The sequence below is a fragment of the Endozoicomonas sp. SCSIO W0465 genome (genome assembly GCF_023716865.1).
Taxonomy (GTDB): domain Bacteria; phylum Pseudomonadota; class Gammaproteobacteria; order Pseudomonadales; family Endozoicomonadaceae; genus Endozoicomonas.
Genome location: NZ_CP092417.1, coordinates 2,473,665 through 2,492,053, shown reverse-complemented (window position 1 = coordinate 2,492,053; position 18,389 = coordinate 2,473,665). Strand labels below are relative to the sequence as shown.

Below are 18,389 nucleotides of genomic sequence, written 5' to 3'. Positions count from 1 at the left end.
GGAAATATAAAAACGAACGTACAATCTAATTATGATTGCCTGATGCGTTTTTGGACGAGAACTACCTATCTGCGCTCTCCGATACGGGGGCAGTTTTATTACCTGTACCTGGTAATAGACATCTTTAGTCGTATGATTGTTACATGGGAAATTCATGAAACCGAATCAGCTGAGCATGCATCAGAAATGATCACTAAAGCCTGTATCAAACAGGGAATTGCAGCCTTGGAGTGGCCACTGGTTCTGCACTCAGATAATGGTAGTCCCATGAAGGGTGGCACTATGCTGTCAACACTGCAGCGTCTTGGGGTCGTGAGCTCATTCAGTCGTCCCCGGGTCAGTGATGATAACCCCTTTTCCGAGGCCATATTCAGAACCCTGAAATACCGCCCTGGTTATCCGCGCACGCCATTTGCTGATCTTGAAGCAGCACGTAGCTGGGTGCATGGTTTTGCCCAATGGTACAACGAAGAGCACAAGCACAGTGGGCTGAAATTTCTGACACCCGGGCAAAGGCATCGTGGTGAAACCAAGGTGCTTATGGCTAACCGCAGAAAGGTTTATGAACAAGCCAAAGAACGTCACCCAGAGCGCTGGGGAAAGAGGTCAACAAGGAACTGGGATCTGGCTGATGAAGTCTGGTTGAATCCCGACAGACCTGCTGATGATCAACTAAGCAAAGCCGCTTAAGTTGAGGCGACAACTATGTTGACAAACACCGATGCTGGCGATGGCTAATTATATCCACCAAGGATAGTTCAGCAGTTCGGAATTCGAAAAGAGCCTCCGATGATTGCGACGCTTCATCTCCTGATCAAAGGCATCAAGATACACATTACTGATCAGAGGACTGATAACCCCACCCTGTGGGCTGCCTACTTCTGTGGCATCCAGTTGGTCACCAATAATCACACCGCTTTTCAGGAACATCCTGATCAGGTTCAGAATGCTCCCGTCGGCCACTTTCTGTCGGAAGGCTTTGATGATGATCTCATGGTCGAGCCGGTCAAAACACTTCGACAGATCCATATCCACTACCCAGTGCCTGCCATACTCCCGTATGAACATCGTCGCCTTGGTAACGGCTTGCTGGCCACTTCTCTTTGGCCGGTATCCATAGCTGGATGGATGAAAGTCCGGATCAAAGATCGGGGTCAGGATATCCAGTAGAGCCTGCTGGACTATCCGGTCTCTCACTGCGGGAATCCCCAGAAGACGCATTCCGCCGTCTTCCTTCTCAATCTCCACTCGTTTCACCGGCAGAGGCTGATAGCGTTTTTCCCTCGGTTCAAGTAACAGCTGCTTGAGATTACCACCCAGATTCAGGGCAAAGTCGCTCAGACTTTGCCGGTCAATGCCAGCCGCGCCATTCGCTCTCTTCACCTTTTTAAACCCGTTGTACAGTGCCTCCATTGAGAGCAGGCGACCATACAGGCTGCAGTAAACTCTCACAACTTACCGTCCCGCGTCGTACAGATGACGTATTCCTTTCTCTGTGGTCAGGTTATTCCCAGACTTTCACCGCCGTTCTAGGAGGCTGTCCGAGAATAGCCTGATTAAGTATAATCAGGCATCTTCTGCCCACTTTGTTGTTGCCGAAACGGATGTCATCAATCAAATTCAAAGATAACCCTGCTGATTTTGACCAGCACCTGATGTTCCCATCGAACATCTTCGACCTGCTGCCACCAGATCATGATTGCTTCGTTTTTGAAGATATCTTCAAGCATATCGACACCTCTGAAGTGGAAAAGCAGTATCACCATCTTGGCCAGAATGCCTACCACCCACGACTGATTATATCGATCCTGATCTATGCCTATAGCCATGGTGTGTTCAGCTCCAGGGAGATTGAACGGCGCTGCAATCAGGACTTGGCTTTCATGTATATCGCCAAACAGCACTGCCCAAATTTCCGGGTGCTCAGTGACTTTCGTAAAAACCAGGCCACCTTTTTTAAAAGCAGTTTCAAACAGAGCGTGCTGCTCGCCCGGGAACTACAGATGGCCTCGCTGGGCCACATCGCTCTTGATGGTTCCAAATTCAAAGCCGACTCATCAAAGCATAAGGCCATGAGCTACGCACGACTTAAGGCCAAAGAAGCTGAATTAATGGCTGAAGTTGAGGCCCTGATTAAAAAAGCCGAAACCAGTGACAGTGAAGAGGACGATGCTTATCAGCAGGAGACTGGCTACAGCATTCCTGAAGACTTGCAATTCAAGCAGGAACGGTTAGAGAAAATCCAGGAGGCCAAAAAAGCGCTTGAAGAACGGGAACAGGCCCTGAATCCCGATAAGCCGATAGACGACAAAAAGCAAATCAGCTTTGCTGATCATGATGCCAGGATCATGGGTAAAAAAGGCAGTGGCTATCAGTACAGTTATAACGCCCAGATCAGCGTCGACAGCGATAATGGTATCATTGTTGGCCAGCACATCAGCCAGCATGCCAATGACAAGCAGGAAGTAAAGCCTGCACTTGAAGCCATTGCAGAAGCAACAGATAACGCGTCCATTGGCAAAATGAGTGAGGATAATGGCTATTACTCAGGGCCCAACCTGCAAGCGTTTGATGATGCGAACATTGACGCTTACATGGCTACGGATCGACAGGAGAAGCCTGCAACAGAGGGACTGGAAGACTCTGACAGAAAGTTTGTCAAAGCGGATTTTATTTACCATGAAGCAGACGACAGCTTTACCTGCCCTGCCGGTGAGAAGCTGATTTATAACACGGCTAGCAAAGCAAAACACAAAAGCTACCGCGTCAGTAAAGATATCTGCCGGGATTGCCCGTTACGTAAAAGGTGCAGTGGTGACAACAAAGACCCGGGGAAAGTGATTCGCACAGACCGCCACGAGCCATACGCCAGGCGATGAACCGCAAAATGGAAACCAAAGAGGCCAAAGCGGTTTATGAGCGTCGCAAGGTGATTGCGGAACCGCCTTTTGGCCAAATCAAGAACTCAGGATTCAGAGGGTTCAGTGTCCGGGGTAAGGAAAAAGTGGCTGGAGAATTTTCACTGGTCTGCAGTGCTTATAATTTCAAAAAAATTGTCAAATCGGTTTCAACGGGATCAATCCGTCTTGAAGAAGCAAAAAGGCTTAAAATGGCAGCATAAAGGCAAGCAAAAGGGTAAAAAACGCAATTTTTACCCCAAAACAGGCTAAATTTAGGTCAATATTTGATCAGCCAAGAAAATGCTGAAGCTTTCGTTTTTTCAATAGCTAGTTCTCGGACAGCCTCCTAGCTCAAGGCAATCTACCGGCTACCTGTCTGGTACTCCTTTATACAGTTCTGTCAGACAGCATGGTCGTTCCCGACCCCACCGGCTGAAGATACCCTGCTTCGTCAAGCAGCTTGTGCATCCACAAAGTCATTCCTGCGCTCTGGACGTTCTTAAAGAATGCTTCACCCCTTCGCAACATCTGCCACTTTTGACGACACATGCCCCACAGATACCAGACTGTGGTCACTCCGGTTTTGTGCTCCAGACGGTTACCCGCTTTCACAGGCCGGAGTTTCAACACTACTACGGGCTCATCTGCCACCTCACACCACTGCTATCCTTGAGTTTCCTCTTGTGATAGCAGCCCCTGATGGTTCAGGGATTGATGCCAGGCTTCCCCAGTTACTGAACGGATCCCTGCCAGAAATTCCACCCTCTAACACTTGTCGGGACTGACTGAGTATTGGGCGTCGCGCTATTTCGCACGCTTGCCGCTCCCGACCTGCCGAATCAGGTTCGCTTACGCTGTGTACCTCTGACTTCCTATGGCTTCCTTCAGACGGGGTCGCCCAGACCCTGCCGTTGGCCAGCAACGCCCTTGCCATTTGGATTACCTTCCCCTCAGTCGGGGTGGTTCAGGCTTCTTTCAGCCTGACGGGTTTGTCCGCTTCGCTGGGCAAACAAAAGATGGCTGCAAGAAACTTGCAGCCATCTTTTTACACCACCATAAATCCAAAAATCAGATCTTCACAGAATCCTCATATCTCTGAAGACCATACTTTCGCATTTTTTCCACCAACGTCGTGCGCCTTATCTGCAACTTATCTGCTGCCCTGGCAACAACACTGTTACAGTCACTGAGTGCCTGCTGAATCAAACTCTTTTCCAGTCGAGTCATGTACTCCTTAAGGTTCAGCCCCCCTACAGGCAATACCGCAAGGTCTTCAGAAGTGGCGGTACCTGCTGGCTGAATGCTATCCGGAAACAAATCAGCAACACCATCATCCTCCTGAGTGATCAAATCGAGGTGGCAGAAACTTTCTGGCAGATCCTGAACACCAATAACCCCATAGGGATACATAATCGCAAGACGCTCGAGAAGATTTGCCATTTCCCGGACATTTCCCGGCCAGTCATGCCGGCAAAGAGACAATATTGCTGCTGAGCTGAGTCGAATTGACCCCCTACCCTGCTTCTCCATATTATGGGTTAGCTCATTAATCATCAACGGGATATCTTCAGGCCGCTCTTTAAGAGAAGGCATCTCAATGGGGAATACATTTAAACGGTAATAAAGATCTTCCCTGAAGCTTCCCTCAGTGATCATAACTTCAAGATTCTTGTGTGTTGCGGCAATAATTCGAACATCCACCTCAATAGGTTCTGTTCCACCGACCCGTTCGAAGGTTCTTTCCTGCAACACCCTGAGCAACTTAACTTGCATGTGCAGAGGCATATCGCCTATTTCGTCAAGAAACAGTGTACCTCCCTGCGCAAGCTCAAACCGCCCCTTTCGACTGGCCACAGCCCCGGTGAAAGCCCCCTTTTCATGACCAAAGAGCTCGCTTTCTAAAAGATCTGTAGGGATAGCACCGCAATTTACCGGAACAAAGGGTGCGCTTCTGCGATAGGAGTGCTCATGAAGATTACGGGCAACCACCTCTTTGCCCGTGCCAGACTCACCAGTAATCAAAACATTGACATCCCGGTCCGCAACCTGAGCCATGGCTGCCCGCACTTTACGGATACGTTCACTTTTACCAACCAGTCCACGGAACAGATGTACCTGCTGGTTATAGCCAATCTGATGAGCCTGACGCCACTGCTCACGATACACCTGTCCGTAATGAAGACCAGATAAAAGCTGAGGCTTACTACACGGCCAGTCAATCCGAGCAATAATCTGTCTTGCAAGCGCTACCGGCAGATTATCTGGCAGTGATTCAGAAATACGAATAATAGGCACACCACCACACCAGCCCTGAACTCTGGAGAGCATTCCCTGCAGGGAACTTTCTGCCTGTAAAAAATCACCTAGAAATAAACCACTGAAGGTTTCCGGAGGAAAAGCACTAACGGTATCTTCCCAATAGGCTGCACCGATAGCTACTGGGTGATAGCCCATGAACTGCAAAATTGTGCTTAAGTCATGGCGACGCTGCTCTGCGTCTTCAATAATGAGTACCTGCTCAGCTGTTTCCATATGACGACGATCCCTGTCATCTGGTTAATTTTTACAGCTTAGATAAAATTTTCTGAAATTAAATTTCATTTTCTTATTTCAGTAAAGAACCAAAAGATGGATTAGTCAAATTTTTGTTTATTTTTTATTTCAATTAGTAGTATATGGAAGCTAAAAAAGCACTAAATAGCATAAAAGTTGAGCGGTTTTTTTTTAACGGAACGTTATCTCTGTGATCAATCAAATACGGCTTTAATCAGCTGGTGCAACTTTCTTGGAAAACACCCTTGGAAAACACCGTTGCTGAACGCCACACAGTGCAAACACTTTTCCAATATCGAGGTTCTCTTCGAGAGCATCCGCCATGCGGTTAATACCCTCTTCCCGCAACAGGTGATAATCAATTCTTGATGACTCCTGTAAGCCTGCCCACTTCAAAATGGCAGTAATGGCGTCAGGCTGTTCAAACACACCATGAAGATAGGTTCCAAATATCTGACCATCGTCAGACATTACCCCATCAACTTTCTGATCCAGCTGGATTAGCGATTTTTCCAAGGCTTCTCCTGTAGTCACCCCGGCATGAATCTCATAACCAGTAACAGGAACCGGCTCTTGACCAGGCAACTGCATGGTTCCACTAACTCGAGTGAGTGTCTTCTGACGAATCATGGTGGTTTCCAGATCCAGAAGACCCAACGCATCTGAGCTTCCGGCAGCACCTTCAATACCATCAGGATCATGCACCGCTTTGCCCAGCATCTGGTAACCACCGCAGATTCCCATCAATTTGCCACCATAGCGCAGGTGTCTGAGAATATCCTGATCCCAGCCACTTTCTTTGAGAAACGCAAGATCGGTCCGGGTGTTTTTAGTGCCTGGAATAATGACCAGATCACAGTCCGGAATAGACTGACCTTTTCCGACAAAGTGAATATCCACTTCAGGATGAAGACGCAAAGAGTCAAAGTCTGTGTGATTACTGGTGCGGGTCAGAATCGGCACTGCTACTTTCAATACTCTTTTCTGCTCTTCATGTTGCTGAACGATATACTGATGAGAAATAACAGCATCTTCTGCCTCAAGGTGCAAGCCATGAAGATAAGGCAAAACGCCCAGCACCGGCTTACCGGTCTTATCTTCCAGCCAGTGAAGGCCAGGCTCAAGCAGTTTTACGTCACCTCGAAAGCGGTTAATCACAAAACCTTTTACCCGCTCCTGCTCTGACTCCGAGAGCAGTGCCAGCGTACCGTAGAGATGAGCAAAGACTCCTCCCTTATCGATATCTGCAATAATAATCACCGGGCAGTCCGCTGCTTCAGCAAACCCCATATTGGCAACGTCACCTTCCCGCAAGTTAATTTCTGCCGGGCTGCCAGCACCTTCCACCAGTATGATTTGATAGTGGTTTTGCAGCCGATGCCAGGAACGCATAATGGCAGCCATTACTTTTGGTTTGTAGGCATGATACTCAGCCGCATTCATTTCACCCACCGCTTTGCCGTTCACTATCACCTGGGCACCGATATCACTGTTCGGTTTCAGCAGTACGGGATTCATGTCCGTATGAGGTTCAAGTCCTGCAGCAGCGGCCTGGAGCGCCTGAGCCCGACCGATCTCGCCACCATCCTCGGTAACCGCACTGTTCAGTGCCATATTCTGGGGTTTGAAAGGTGCTACCGAGATACCATAACGTCTGAACACCCGGCAAAGTCCTGCGACCAGAGCACTTTTACCAGCGTCACTGGTCGTACCCTGTACCATCAGCGTATGTGTTGAGTTGCTGCCCATCACGGGAATTCCAGTCTGTTACAAATTAATGAACGGATTATAAGGGTAGAAAAATTCAAGGGTACAAACTCACAAGGTTCGATGATAGAGAGCAGAGAGAAATTAACAGGCTGGGTGTTATTATTACGAACCGCTGATTATCTGGGGAGATGATCAGCGGTTTTTGCCATTTGGACGCCTCTTTAATTGAGCTGATAATAATCACCAGGAAGTTCTGCTACTGAGATATTCGATGATGTGTCATGCCCGTCTCGTAATTTACCTACTAAACTAGGTGCAAATAAGTGAATTCCGTTGGGTAGAGGGTCAACTTTATCTGAAAATTTTTCCCTGGACGGTCTATTATTACGCTTCCCTAAATCATCACCCTCTATCTGCAAGGATTAACCTTGGACGCAACCATCACTCTGGATCTTGTACTTTTCCTTTTTGCTGTGGCCTCGGTGGCTGGATTTGTTGATTCCATTGCTGGTGGAGGGGGGTTGATATCAATGCCCGCACTTCTGGCTGCGGGGCTTTCGCCGGTTCAGGCGCTGGCAACCAATAAGCTTCAGGGGGCTGCTGGTACGCTGTCCGCCAGTGCTTATTTTATCTCCAAAGGTGCGGTTAATCTCCGTGAAATCCGCCTGGCAATCGTGATGACCTTTATTGGCAGTATGATGGGGACACTCCTGGTGCAGAGAATTGATGCCGGAGTATTGGATCAGGTCATTCCATTCCTGTTGATAGGTATTGTTGTTTACTTTCTGCTTTCTCCACGACTGAGCAGTGATCAGTCACCGCAGTTGATCTCTCTGTCGGTGTTTTCGTTTACCGTGGCGGTGCTGATTGGTTTTTATGATGGTTTCTTTGGACCCGGTACCGGTTCGTTTTTTACCATGGCGTTTGCCGGCTTACTGGGTTATTCCATCACCAGTGCTACCGCTCATACCAAAGTTCTGAATTGCACCAGCAATTTGGCAGCCCTGCTATTTTTCATTATTGGTGGCCATGTGGTCTGGGCAGTCGGTCTGGTCATGATCCTGGGCCAGGTGATTGGTGCCAGGCTGGGCTCGCATGTAGTACTTAACCGTGGTGAGGCATTGATTCGGCCCATGATTGTTTGCGTGTCTTTGGTGATGACGGCCAAACTGCTTTGGGAAGATTATGGACATTTGCTCCAATAATAGGCATCTTGTTTAAAACCATTGTCGCTTTTTACCTCTTAAGGTTATCCGCTAAGGGGTAGCCTTTCAGGTAATACCTGTTGTGTTTCCAGAACTCGATATATTCCGGTCAATTCGTCAGAATAATACGCTAAAGGCTTTGTATTGATTCATAGCCGGAGCTGTGGCGAAATCCATTAGCAAAGTATCTCTAACCAGATCACCCGGACAGTCAGGGAATTCAGCAGGCGTAATTTCGGAACTATTGTTCATGGAAACAACCTGGTATAGCTGGCTGTTTGGTGCTGCCTATTTAAGTGCCATTATTGCGTTTGCGGTAGTGGTGATCATGACCCGAAGATCGGTGGGGGTGTCACTGGCCTGGCTGGTGCTGCTGTTTGCCCTGCCGGTAGCGGGGTTCGTCCTGTATCTTTTATTTGGATCTCCCCGCCTTGGTACCCGCCGTTTAAAGCGCATGCATGCACTTTATCCGGATTATGCTCAGTGGTATCAACACTTATCACGGATTATCTCAGGCGGTGAGCCATCCCACTGTCCGGTGACCAGTCATCATGGTATTTTCTCATTGGTAGAAAAAAGCATGAGTATCCCCTTACTGCCAGGTAACCATCTGCAACTCTTCTCGGATTTTGAGAACATCATCGAATCGCTGCTGCGTGATATAGAAAATGCCCAACAAAGCGTTGTGATTGAGTTCTACATATGGGAGCCCGTCGGTCGGGCCGCAGAGGTGGCAGATGCAGTTATCCGTGCGTCGAGGCGGGGGGTTGATTGCCTGGTTGTGCTGGATAATGTTGGCAGCCGGGGTTTTTTGAATGGTTTGTGGGCTCGTCGTTTTCGCCTTGAAGGGATCAGTGTTACTGCATCCATGTCAGCTGGCCCTTTGCGAATGCTGGTGGAGCGCATTGATATTCGTAACCATCGGAAGATTCTGGTGGTTGATGATCAAGTGGCCTGGACCGGCAGCTTTAACCTGGTCGATCCTTCCCTGTTTAAGCAGGAAGCTCAGGTCGGGCAGTGGGTAGATGCCATGGTCAGGATTGATGGTGTTGCAGCTCATGTACTCGGAGCCATTGTGCAATGGGATATAGCACTGGAAACCGGGCAGGGACACCCATCGTTCAATAGACAGTATGAATACCCTTCGGCTGAGCACAATGGCAGGGACGGCGCATTTGTGCATGTTCTGCCGTCCGGGCCTGATGTAGACCGGGAAATGCTGCAGCAGGTCCTGCTGACGGCTATTTATGAAAGTCGTCAAGAACTCCTGATCAGTACACCGTATTTTGTACCCGATGAGTCTTTGCTGACAGCATTGAAGTCGGCAGCAATGCGTGGTGTTGATGTCCAATTGCTGGTTCCTGAGAAAAATGACTCGAAAATGGTTCATCATGCCAGTCGCTCCTATTATCAGGAGTTGCTGCAAGCTGGTGTCACTATTCAGCAGTTCAGAGGGGGGTTACTGCATACCAAGTGTGTTCTGGTCGACCGTGAAACCGCTCTATTTGGTACTGTTAACCTGGATATGCGCAGCGTCTGGCTGAATTATGAAGTGACGTTGATTGTTTATGATGATGGCTTTGGTCAGCAGATATTCCATGTGCTCCAGTCATATATAAATCAGGCCGTTGAGGTGGATATCAATCGTTGGTCAAAAAGACCTTTCCGACGAAAATTACTGGAAAATACCCTGCAGTTGCTAAGCCCACTGCTTTAATCGGATAGAATCACTGGTCTGGTCGGTAGTGATTGCTGTTGATGTTGGCCAACTTATGCAGTAAGTGCCCTTTATTATCGTTTTATTCCCAATAATTCCTGTCTTATTACCATTTTTAGGTGAAAACACTAATACGGTGAAGGACTCATCTGTGAAATAAAGGTTACCCTCAGGAGGCATTGGTTGTGCCTCTATACGCTCACTTCTAACAATATTCTTTCTGGTTACAGGCTCAACCAACGCTGTATGGTCAGCTGGTAACCTCTCGGAAAGAATCGGTACAGGATACAGGTTTTGCCGAAGACGTTAAAAGCCACAGACATCATGGCCACAGGCCTGATGACATTTGCTCTCTTTCTGGGAGCAGGAAATATTATCTTTCCTCCATTTCTGGGGCACATGGCTGGCACTGAGCTGATGGTCGCAATGCTGGGATTCCTTCTGACCGGTGTTGGTCTGCCGCTGCTGGGTGTGATCGCCTGCGCCCGTGCCGGTGGTGGACTGGAAAAGCTGACGGATATTTTTCCGCCAAAAATTGCCTTAACTTTCGCGGTTGTTCTCTTTCTTGCCATTGGCCCCCTGTTTGCTTCACCAAGAACCGCTGTCGTCTCTTATGAACTGGGTTTGCTGCCATTTATCGGTGAGTCCGGTACTGTTTCGCTGGCACTGTTTTCTTTGTTATTTTTTGCTGTTGCGCTTTATCTTGCACTGTTTCCGGGTCGGCTGGTTGAAACAGTTGGCAAGCTGATTACGCCATTGCTGGTGGTGGTTCTGACGATTATTGCGGTTGGTGCTTTTCTTTACCCACAGGGAGAAGCAGGGGCTGCCACTGAGTCCATGATCAGTCAGGGGTTCTTTAATGGTTTCCGTGAAGGTTACCAGACGATGGACACCCTGGGTGCCTTGGTATTTGGCGTGGTCATTATCAATGCTATTCAAAATAAAGGGGTAACAGACACACAGCAGGTTGCGCGCTATACATTTATTGCTGGTCTGATCGCTTCTGTTGGTCTCTCACTGGTGTATCTGGTGCTGGGTTACATTGGTTCCACCAGCCATCAGCTGGTGGCTGCACCACAAAATGGTGCTGAAATTATCAGCCTGTTTGTGAACGCGGTATTCGGTTCCTGGGGCAAGGTAGTACTGGCTATCACCGTTATTCTGGCTTGTTTGACCACAGCGATTGGTTTGCTCAGTGCCTGCGGTGAATATTTCTCCCGTGTATTTCCTGCGCTGGGTTATCGCAACTGGGTGATTCTTTGTGCCCTGGCCAGCGCGCTGATTGCCAATGTTGGATTGAATACGCTACTGAAGGTTACTATTCCAGCGTTGCTGATTATCTATCCGGTAGCCATCGCATTGATTATTGTGACACTGCTGAAGTCGTGGTTGGCGAAACCAGAGCGAGTAATGACGTTTGTTCTTATTCCGGTAGGCCTGATCAGTCTTATAGAAGGACTGCATGCGGCTGGCCTGTCTTTTGTTGAGCCGGCTAATACGTTGCTTGCGTATTTGCCTTTGCAGAAAGAAGGTCTGGTCTGGCTGTTACCGGGTATGCTCTGTCTCTTGATCACAAATAGCTACCTTGTTCTATCATTTCTCACTGATAAAACAGGTCATGCTTCCACTTTCTCCTAAACCATGGTCAGAACTAACTTTTGGATGTGCTGATTTGGGCGATACTCGACGTACAAAACGACTTGTCAAAGTTGCTGCCGAGCTTTCAGCTCATACCGGTAATTCTTTGTCATCTTCATGCGAAGGTTATACCGCACTGGTAACTGGAGCTTACCGGCTGATTGAGAATGAGGCCGTAAAGCCTGAAGCAATAGCTGAGGCAGGCTTTCAGGCAACTGCCAAAATAGCGAGACAGTCTCGCCTACTTCTGGCTCTCGAAGATACAACAACCCTGGGTTATAAACATGCTGTCAGATCCGAGCTTGGTGATCTTGGAGGTCCTGAAGGCTCTAAAACCAGAGGATTCCACGTCCACTCTGTCTTCTTGGTTGATGCGGATACAGAGCGAAGCATTGGGCTTATTGATCAAGAACGATGGGTTAGAGAGGACGTTCAGCGGGGGAAAAAGAACCAACGTCGTCAGCTACCTTACGAGGGAAAGGAAAGCTTTAAGTGGCAAAGAGCCTCTGAAAACACAGAACAAAGGATGGGGGGTAAAATGCCTGACATCATCAGTGTTTGCGACCGGGAGGCGGATATATACGAATATATGCACTACAAACTGGATAACCGACAGCGGTTTGTTGTAAGAGCTACACAAAACAGAATCCTGGTGGATGGCGAACTCTTATTATTTGATTCCTTAGCTCAGACTGAAGTGTTGGGGAAATATACGATAGTGGTTCCTCAAAAAGGAGGTAGAAAGAAGCGAAAGGCAACGCTGCAGGTCAAAAGAAAGAAGATGACAATACAGGCGCCGCAAAGGCCAGGCGGCAGGCCGGAACCGGTAACTATGAATATTGTGTCGGCTGAAGAGATTGGCAATGACTCCGAAGACCGTTTGCACTGGGTACTATTGACAACTGAAGATATTGAAACATTCGAAGACTGTCGCTCTATCATTCGATTTTACGAGCTCCGATGGCGAATAGAAGAGTTCCACAAGGCTTGGAAATCGGGAGCAGGAGTAGAAAGGCTTCGTCTGCAATCTCCGGATAACATTGAACGACTTGCGGTCATATTAATGTTTGTCGCTGTCAGACTAATGCAAATCCGTGAAGCATTAATGTTACCGAATGACAGGCAGCACAAAGACAGAAAGCTTTGGAGTGAAAAAACACTCGCGAATGAGGTGGTCAGTGATGATGAATGGCAGGTTCTCTGGCTAACCTATGAAAAAAAAGCGTTGCCCGATAAGCCGCCAACAGTCACTTGGCTGCTTCAAACGATTGCTCGGCTTGGTGGTTGGGGTGATTCAAAGCATACAGGGCAGCCCGGCTGGTTAGTGGTATGGGAAGGCTGGGCGAAATTGCAGGATCGGGTAAAAACCTGGCAGATAGCCCGGCAGTTCAGCGCTGGAGAGATGTGATCAAGAGTCAGGGTATGCTGGGGGGTGTTTTCGGTATGATGACATCAGTTCGTTCCTCAGAATCAACCACGCCTGTTCAGGGATAAAAGGCTAACACAACTTATCAGCTCGACTTTAGAGTTTTAAGAGCACAATAGTTCCGGCGCATAATCTGCTAAAAGCAACCATCCCCAATGACGAAATTCGAGATGGTTGCCATGCTCACTTCAGATCATCAAGTAATCCTCAGGGAGCTCGCTTCATATACAACCTTTCTTGCTGGAGCGCTATCATCAACTGCAGTACCAACGTTCTGCGAACTGCTGTTCGGTTGCATGCTTTCAGCCGACGGCTTTGTTACACAGGCGTTGTTAACAATTGATTTTCATTGTGTGTGGAGCAGCTACCACCACTGGCTATCTCAGGGCAAGTGGCAATGGAAGAACTTGGCACGCCACTTGATCCGTCTGGTCTGCTCCAAAGCTCCTGAGAATCAACCTGTGGTCCTGGGGCTTGATGACTGGGTAATCGAACGGTTTTCCGACAAAGCCCCTGCTTGTCGTACACATCATCAACACAGCAAGAAACGCAATCGGCCGACGTACATCTGGGGGCAGTGTTGGGTTTCCCTGGCCATCATATTTGAGCGGGCTGCAGATGAAGTATTTACCGCCATACCGGTGATCTCATTTCCGACACCAGCTTCAGGTAACACCAGCAAACTGAAAATTGCCGTGGCCATGCTCAGGGTGGTACGCAATGAAGTGAAGGATCGAGTGCTACGCCTGCTAACCGATTGCTGGTATATGAACTGGACACTGATAAAGCCAGCTCTGGAAATGAACATAGAAGTTGTTGGTCAGATACCTTCAAATCGGGCCCTCTATGCTTTGCCGCCAGCACCCACCGTAAAGAAGCGAGGGCGCCCAAAAAAGTACGGCATCAAGATGACGACAGAACAGGTTAAGAAACTGCCGGAAGAAAAAGCAACAGTATGGATGTACGGCAAATTTCGCAAAATACGTTATCGTACCCTGATCTGTCGCGCCAGATTCCTTAAAGGTCGTGAAGTACGCGTCGTCTGGAGTCGCTTTGAAAATGACAAAGGTCTGACCGAAAGCAGAATATTCATCTCGACCAATCCGGAACTTGAGGGACTGGAGGTGCTTCGTGCCTATTCCCGGAGATGGCCGGTAGAGCCAATGTTTCACCAACTCAAACATGCTTTTGGCTGTTGCCATTTATGGCAGCAGAAATTGCGAACACTGCTTCGATGGATGCATTTGAAAATGGCAGGCTATGCATTATTGCAGTTATTCTTAAGGTAGACATTAAGCCCCACCCACCGCACAAAGGCCTAATCTTGTACGCCCTGAACAACCATCCCGTGCAGGGTGTTCTCGTTTCGCATTATTTCCCCAGAAGTCCAGTAGCTTTTTAATGCATGAGACCAATGACTTTCCTGCATTCATCAACGATGAAATCACATTACCAAACAGGTGAGTCCCACTTTTCATCACCTTGTGCGTCGAGATTTCCTCAATGCTCCCACTTTCACAGAGGTTCGCCTGTGCAGCATGGGCAAGGTACCTTTTCAACGTCACAACCACAAAGGACATCAGAATCAGGCTAAACACCAGTGTCGCTGATTTGGTGTTAAAACGATGCCACCCTGAATAGGATTTGATCTCTTTGAAAATCAGCTCTATCTGCCACCGTAGACGATAGGCCTGGAGCACATCACTCAAGGTGAACTCCACCCGGTTCAGGTTGGTCACAACGAAAACCCACTTCTGTTTTTTGTCATTCCAGCGGACAACCAAGCGGAATGGCCAGGCTTTGAATCCCGGCCATTCTACATCCAGGTCGAGGCACTGGTCTTTGGGGAAGCCAGACAGTACATCCTTCAGTTTTTGTCCTTTGTAGCGATTGAGATTCTTGCCATCCTCCCGTACCGCGCTGAGTATCGTCGGGTTGATACTCTGAGGTGCCTTGCAGATAAAAGAACCCTCCCTGTCATCAATAGCGGCAAAGAGTTCCAGCTCAAAATAACCGGCATCCATTAGCATCAGGATATAGGCCATGGATGTTGGCAGTGGTGGCAGACAGTCTCTTTCTGAACGGGTATCTTCAGTCAGCTGCACCCGCACCAGGTTGTTGGTGAGAAGATCCATTGTCGTATGAAGCTCGACGGCAGCAGGACTGACCGTTGAGAACCTGCCGGGAAATGCTTCTTTCAGGGCATCATAGACAGCTTGTGACGAACCGTCCTGAATCAGAATGTGCTCAAACTCTGAAAATGGACTGTCTTCATCAAACGCCATGACTTTGCGGGAAAATATTTCCAGACACTGCACCCATAGCCACAGGATAAGAGTAGGCAGCGCGTCCTTTTTAGCTTGATTTGCCCAAGAACGATAAGAGACATTCAGCCCCGTCAACTCGTTAAATTTACGGTGTAGATCCGCCTGGGTATCGCAGTTTCCATCACCAGCGAGGGCATCGATCAGTGAGAGGATAAAATCCAAAGGACGGATATCTCGCTGTCGTATAGTAAAACCAAGCTGTTCCGCCATACTTAGGAGTTCTGACCGGTCGAAACAGGTCAACAGTTTTTTTCAACTAATCTACTATTTGCAGTACTCATCTTGTTCAGCCATTGATAATGGTTTCGAAGCTTTATTGTGGCTGTTCAAGGTGGGTTCTGCCGCCGGAAACGAACCTTTTTTGAGCTTAATGTCTACCCTAAGTGCAGTTATTAACCGTTTGTAAAAATCAGGCATGTCTGAATATTTCTCGGATACCCTGGAGAAGCCCGGATACAACCACTGCAGGCATGATGAAAATTGCTCTTTCAGGAATTATTCCGAGGTTCTCTATTCGCAAGGGCTGGAACAGATATAAGCAAAAATATGAGTTCAATTTTCGCGATCTGATCGACCAGTTAATACCGGATAATTCAGAAGCAGCATAACTAAAGGCTTTTAGGCAAAAAACGGAAGTAATAACGAACTTGGAAAAACAGTTCACTGATTTCGGCTTGCTTCACTATAAAAAGCTGACCGAATTATCGTTTTATACAGACTCTAAAGTCGAGAACTTATCAGGCTACCCGGGAAAAACACCGGGCAGCCTTTGCTATTTTAATGCCTGGCTCCGCCAGCAAGGGCTTTAAGATACGGTTTACCGTGGTGATGCTGCGTGATGGTTTCAGCCAGTGTTTTCCCATCCGGATTCCGGGCGTTCAGGTCCAGGCCAGCTTCCAGAAAAAATGGAATAAAACGGGCAAAATCGTCTGCTCGCAGGTAGCGGTAGGCTCTTAACAATATGTGATAGTCTCGACTGCCGCCAGCTGCCGACTGCAGTGTCAGCAAGGCTTTCAAACGCTCATCACTTAACTTCTCTCCAATGACTTTCTGCTTATCTTTCTTCATGGCTGATTCACGCTTATGAGGTAAGTTTGCCTGGCGACATCGACAAGCAGATTGATATTTTACTGAGTTGGAAAGAAATATATATAACCTGAATAGGATATTTTGAGATTAGGTTAATCGTAAAAAGAATAAGAGAAAATAGAAGAGCCACTTACATTTTGTGCATCGTTTTTTGGTAAAACCAGGTTCTTCAGACAAAAACACATACAACTCATCCCCTCGTATTCATTTTTTTACAGCTAACAAGGAATTCTTGACAGTTATTGCATTCCTGGTAATTGCCAGTCGATTCTTTACCTGATGCCGGCTTATGCTTTTCCGATTTAACTTGCTGAAATATTTTCCGGTTTGAATTATGGCTACAACCGGCTTTTTATTCAGATACAGCTACTATTAATTGAGTGATCAAAGGAATGTTTGAGGACAGGTTATGGAAGGTACATCTGGTGCTGGTTCAGTTAGTTTACAACAACAACAATTGATTCAAGACCTTACTGATAAGGGGAATAAGTGTAAGATTACATTTGGAGTTAATGGTGAGGTTTCTATAGAAGTAATGAAAGATGTGCAGCCGACACCGGGCCTAAAGTTATCAGGCCAGCCGTCGGATGCATCGGTACCCAGAAAAATCCCTCTAAAACAGAGAAAAGCTGAGATAGCTGCCGAAAAGGACACGGTAACTGTAAGGGAATTTATATTCAACAAACTGAAGTCTGCCAAAAACCACATTCAAACTGCATTCACGAAGAAGTTTCCTAAGGCTGCTGAACGGAACAGCAGTTTTAAAGAGTCAATTAGTAAGACGTTCAGTGATTTCAAAAAAGCTATCAAACATGAAAACTGGGAAATAATTCCGGAAGATTCATTAAAGAATGGATCTGAACAGCTGATACTTGAAGCTCAAGTACATAACGACTCCATCAATCAACTTGAGAGTCTTGAAGGTCAACAGACTGAAAAGCAAACAGAACTGGATACACTGAACCGGGTCTACAAGAATACCCGTAAGGTGTGTGAAGACCCTGAGGGAGTGATCCATAGCAAAAAGAGAATTACTGTCCCAATTCCAATTGAAGGTGCTGATCCTGTTATTATTGAATCATCAGACCCACTGGTTCGAAGAGATCAGGTTAATGAAGTCATGTCGCAGGTTAGAGAGTCAGGATTTGTCGATAGAATCAAACAACTTGATTCAGAAATAAAATTTGCGAAGTCTGAGCAAAAGCAGTTGAAATCATCAATTAAGGAGAGTGGCAATAAAATTCTCGAACTTTTCAAGGCAGAACAACATACATTGGATCAGGCCAAGGATAGAAATACCAATCTATCCAAATTACAAGATAAATTGAGTGATGAGCGTATAAAAGAGGATACTGAGGCTGAACAGTTGCAAGATGAAATCCTAGGCCTAAAAAATGAGAAGCAACAAACAAAGCAATACATTACTGAAGAAAAGAAAAGTCTGTCAAAATTAAATAAAGATCTCAACTCACTCAGCAAGCTTAAAATAAATAATCCTGATATCATAAAAGTATGTGATAGCATGAAGGCGTCAATTCAGGAAAAAGAAGAGTTGATTGAACATGGCAACGCCAGGCTGAAAGCAATTCCAAATGAGATAAAGAAGAAAAAAGCAGCGCTTGACGATAAGATGAAAGCTATTGACAGTTTGCAACAAGGCAAAAAATTGAAAGAACAGGAAAAAGCTGACAAGCGAGAAATTAATGATGAACAAAATAAGCTAAAACAGCAATTAGGTAAAAATCTTCGGAAAAAATAATCTTTTTTATCCTATCTCATAAAAAAAGCTTCCTCTGGAAGCTTTTTTTATGGGTGATGAGCATC

General features: G+C 47.0%; 17 protein-coding genes. 10 read left to right on the top strand and 7 right to left on the bottom strand.

Annotated features, from left to right (window positions below):
* Positions 1-42: 42 nt before the first annotated feature.
* A complete protein-coding gene (locus MJO57_RS10750) occupies positions 43-690 on the top strand; it encodes a DDE-type integrase/transposase/recombinase (protein WP_252025232.1) in 648 nt (215 codons plus the stop codon).
* Positions 691-738: 48 nt separating this feature from the next.
* Here MJO57_RS10750 and MJO57_RS10745 read toward each other — a convergent pair whose 3' ends face one another.
* Positions 739-1,452 carry a reverse transcriptase domain-containing protein gene (locus MJO57_RS10745; protein ID WP_252025230.1) on the bottom strand — a complete coding sequence of 238 codons (714 nt, stop codon included), beginning with the start codon at positions 1,450-1,452 and terminating at the stop codon, positions 739-741.
* Positions 1,453-1,604: 152 nt separating this feature from the next.
* Between MJO57_RS10745 and MJO57_RS10740 the strand changes: the two genes are divergently transcribed.
* Both MJO57_RS10740 and MJO57_RS10735 read left to right on the top strand, forming a co-directional pair.
* Positions 1,605-2,879 carry an IS1182 family transposase gene (locus tag MJO57_RS10740; RefSeq protein WP_252025228.1) on the top strand — a complete coding sequence of 425 codons (1,275 nt, stop codon included), beginning with the start codon at positions 1,605-1,607 and terminating at the stop codon, positions 2,877-2,879.
* On the top strand, positions 2,876-3,121 hold the full coding sequence (locus tag MJO57_RS10735) for a transposase (protein WP_252025226.1): 246 nt from the start codon (positions 2,876-2,878) through the stop codon (positions 3,119-3,121). The genes MJO57_RS10740 and MJO57_RS10735 overlap by 4 nt, the downstream gene beginning before the upstream one ends.
* Before the next feature lie 166 nt (positions 3,122-3,287).
* On the opposite strand, the gene MJO57_RS10730 is transcribed toward MJO57_RS10735, so the two are convergent.
* The 3 genes from MJO57_RS10730 to MJO57_RS10720 form a co-directional block, all read right to left on the bottom strand.
* A complete protein-coding gene (locus MJO57_RS10730) occupies positions 3,288-3,551 on the bottom strand; it encodes a hypothetical protein (protein WP_252025224.1) in 264 nt (87 codons plus the stop codon).
* Positions 3,552-3,968: 417 nt separating this feature from the next.
* Positions 3,969-5,432: a sigma-54 dependent transcriptional regulator gene (locus MJO57_RS10725; protein WP_252025222.1), complete on the bottom strand. Its 1,464-nt coding sequence runs from the start codon at positions 5,430-5,432 to the stop codon at positions 3,969-3,971.
* Positions 5,433-5,663: 231 nt separating this feature from the next.
* A complete protein-coding gene (locus MJO57_RS10720; RefSeq protein WP_252025220.1) occupies positions 5,664-7,202 on the bottom strand; it encodes a cobyric acid synthase in 1,539 nt (512 codons plus the stop codon).
* 389 nt (positions 7,203-7,591) lie between these two features.
* Here MJO57_RS10720 and MJO57_RS10715 point away from each other — a divergent pair, with 389 nt between their 5' ends.
* On the top strand, positions 7,592-8,368 hold the full coding sequence (locus MJO57_RS10715; RefSeq protein ID WP_252025218.1) for a TSUP family transporter: 777 nt from the start codon (positions 7,592-7,594) through the stop codon (positions 8,366-8,368).
* Positions 8,369-8,485: 117 nt separating this feature from the next.
* Here the strand turns inward: MJO57_RS10715 and MJO57_RS32725 are convergent, their stop codons facing one another.
* On the bottom strand, positions 8,486-8,620 hold the full coding sequence (locus tag MJO57_RS32725; protein WP_256493270.1) for a hypothetical protein: 135 nt from the start codon (positions 8,618-8,620) through the stop codon (positions 8,486-8,488).
* Here MJO57_RS32725 and cls point away from each other — a divergent pair.
* The 4 genes from cls to MJO57_RS10695 all read left to right on the top strand — a co-directional run bounded on the left by cls (position 8,619) and on the right by MJO57_RS10695 (position 14,438).
* The gene (gene cls / locus MJO57_RS10710) at positions 8,619-10,085 is read left to right on the top strand and encodes a cardiolipin synthase (RefSeq protein WP_252025216.1); all 1,467 of its coding nucleotides are present in this window, start codon (positions 8,619-8,621) and stop codon (positions 10,083-10,085) included. The genes MJO57_RS32725 and cls overlap by 2 nt on opposite strands.
* Positions 10,086-10,409: 324 nt before the next feature.
* Positions 10,410-11,723, top strand: a complete 1,314-nt coding sequence (gene brnQ, locus MJO57_RS10705) for a branched-chain amino acid transport system II carrier protein (RefSeq protein WP_252025214.1) — start codon at positions 10,410-10,412, stop codon at positions 11,721-11,723.
* Entirely contained in the window at positions 11,704-13,131 is a 1,428-nt protein-coding gene (locus tag MJO57_RS10700) for an IS4 family transposase (protein ID WP_252017676.1), read from the top strand. Before brnQ ends, MJO57_RS10700 begins: the two co-directional genes overlap by 20 nt.
* Before the next feature lie 173 nt (positions 13,132-13,304).
* Positions 13,305-14,438, top strand: a complete 1,134-nt coding sequence (locus MJO57_RS10695) for a transposase (protein ID WP_252025212.1) — start codon at positions 13,305-13,307, stop codon at positions 14,436-14,438.
* Positions 14,439-14,441: 3 nt separating this feature from the next.
* Here MJO57_RS10695 and MJO57_RS10690 read toward each other — a convergent pair whose 3' ends face one another.
* Positions 14,442-15,719 (bottom strand): IS4 family transposase, encoded by a 1,278-nt coding sequence (locus MJO57_RS10690; RefSeq protein ID WP_256491693.1) that lies wholly within the window; start codon positions 15,717-15,719, stop codon positions 14,442-14,444.
* A 140-nt stretch (positions 15,720-15,859) separates the two neighbouring features.
* On the opposite strand from MJO57_RS10690, the gene MJO57_RS10685 reads away from it, so the two are divergent.
* Complete coding sequence (locus MJO57_RS10685) at positions 15,860-16,084, top strand: hypothetical protein (protein WP_252021552.1); 225 nt, start codon at positions 15,860-15,862, stop codon at positions 16,082-16,084.
* Positions 16,085-16,253: 169 nt separating this feature from the next.
* Here MJO57_RS10685 and MJO57_RS10680 read toward each other — a convergent pair whose 3' ends face one another.
* Positions 16,254-16,544 (bottom strand): PA4642 family protein, encoded by a 291-nt coding sequence (locus tag MJO57_RS10680; RefSeq protein ID WP_252025210.1) that lies wholly within the window; start codon positions 16,542-16,544, stop codon positions 16,254-16,256.
* Positions 16,545-16,974: 430 nt separating this feature from the next.
* Between MJO57_RS10680 and MJO57_RS10675 the strand changes: the two genes are divergently transcribed.
* The gene (locus MJO57_RS10675; protein ID WP_252025209.1) at positions 16,975-18,324 is read left to right on the top strand and encodes a hypothetical protein; all 1,350 of its coding nucleotides are present in this window, start codon (positions 16,975-16,977) and stop codon (positions 18,322-18,324) included.
* Positions 18,325-18,389 lie beyond the last annotated feature (65 nt).

What these genes read in the sequence shown, in the direction of transcription:
- MJO57_RS10725 (WP_252025222.1), bottom strand. Translation starts at nt 5,432, where the DNA reads ATGGAAACAGCTGAGCAGGTACTCATTATTGAAGACGCAGAGCAGCGT.
- MJO57_RS10695 (WP_252025212.1), top strand. Translation starts at nt 13,305, where the DNA reads ATGACGAAATTCGAGATGGTTGCCATGCTCACTTCAGATCATCAAGTA.
- MJO57_RS10750 (WP_252025232.1), top strand. Translation starts at nt 43, where the DNA reads ATGCGTTTTTGGACGAGAACTACCTATCTGCGCTCTCCGATACGGGGG.
- brnQ (WP_252025214.1), top strand. Translation starts at nt 10,410, where the DNA reads ATGGCCACAGGCCTGATGACATTTGCTCTCTTTCTGGGAGCAGGAAAT.
- MJO57_RS10740 (WP_252025228.1), top strand. Translation starts at nt 1,605, where the DNA reads ATGTCATCAATCAAATTCAAAGATAACCCTGCTGATTTTGACCAGCAC.
- MJO57_RS10720 (WP_252025220.1), bottom strand. Translation starts at nt 7,202, where the DNA reads ATGGGCAGCAACTCAACACATACGCTGATGGTACAGGGTACGACCAGT.
- cls (WP_252025216.1), top strand. Translation starts at nt 8,619, where the DNA reads ATGGAAACAACCTGGTATAGCTGGCTGTTTGGTGCTGCCTATTTAAGT.
- MJO57_RS10680 (WP_252025210.1), bottom strand. Translation starts at nt 16,544, where the DNA reads ATGAAGAAAGATAAGCAGAAAGTCATTGGAGAGAAGTTAAGTGATGAG.
- MJO57_RS10675 (WP_252025209.1), top strand. Translation starts at nt 16,975, where the DNA reads ATGGAAGGTACATCTGGTGCTGGTTCAGTTAGTTTACAACAACAACAA.
- MJO57_RS10735 (WP_252025226.1), top strand. Translation starts at nt 2,876, where the DNA reads ATGAACCGCAAAATGGAAACCAAAGAGGCCAAAGCGGTTTATGAGCGT.
- MJO57_RS32725 (WP_256493270.1), bottom strand. Translation starts at nt 8,620, where the DNA reads ATGAACAATAGTTCCGAAATTACGCCTGCTGAATTCCCTGACTGTCCG.
- MJO57_RS10700 (WP_252017676.1), top strand. Translation starts at nt 11,704, where the DNA reads ATGCTTCCACTTTCTCCTAAACCATGGTCAGAACTAACTTTTGGATGT.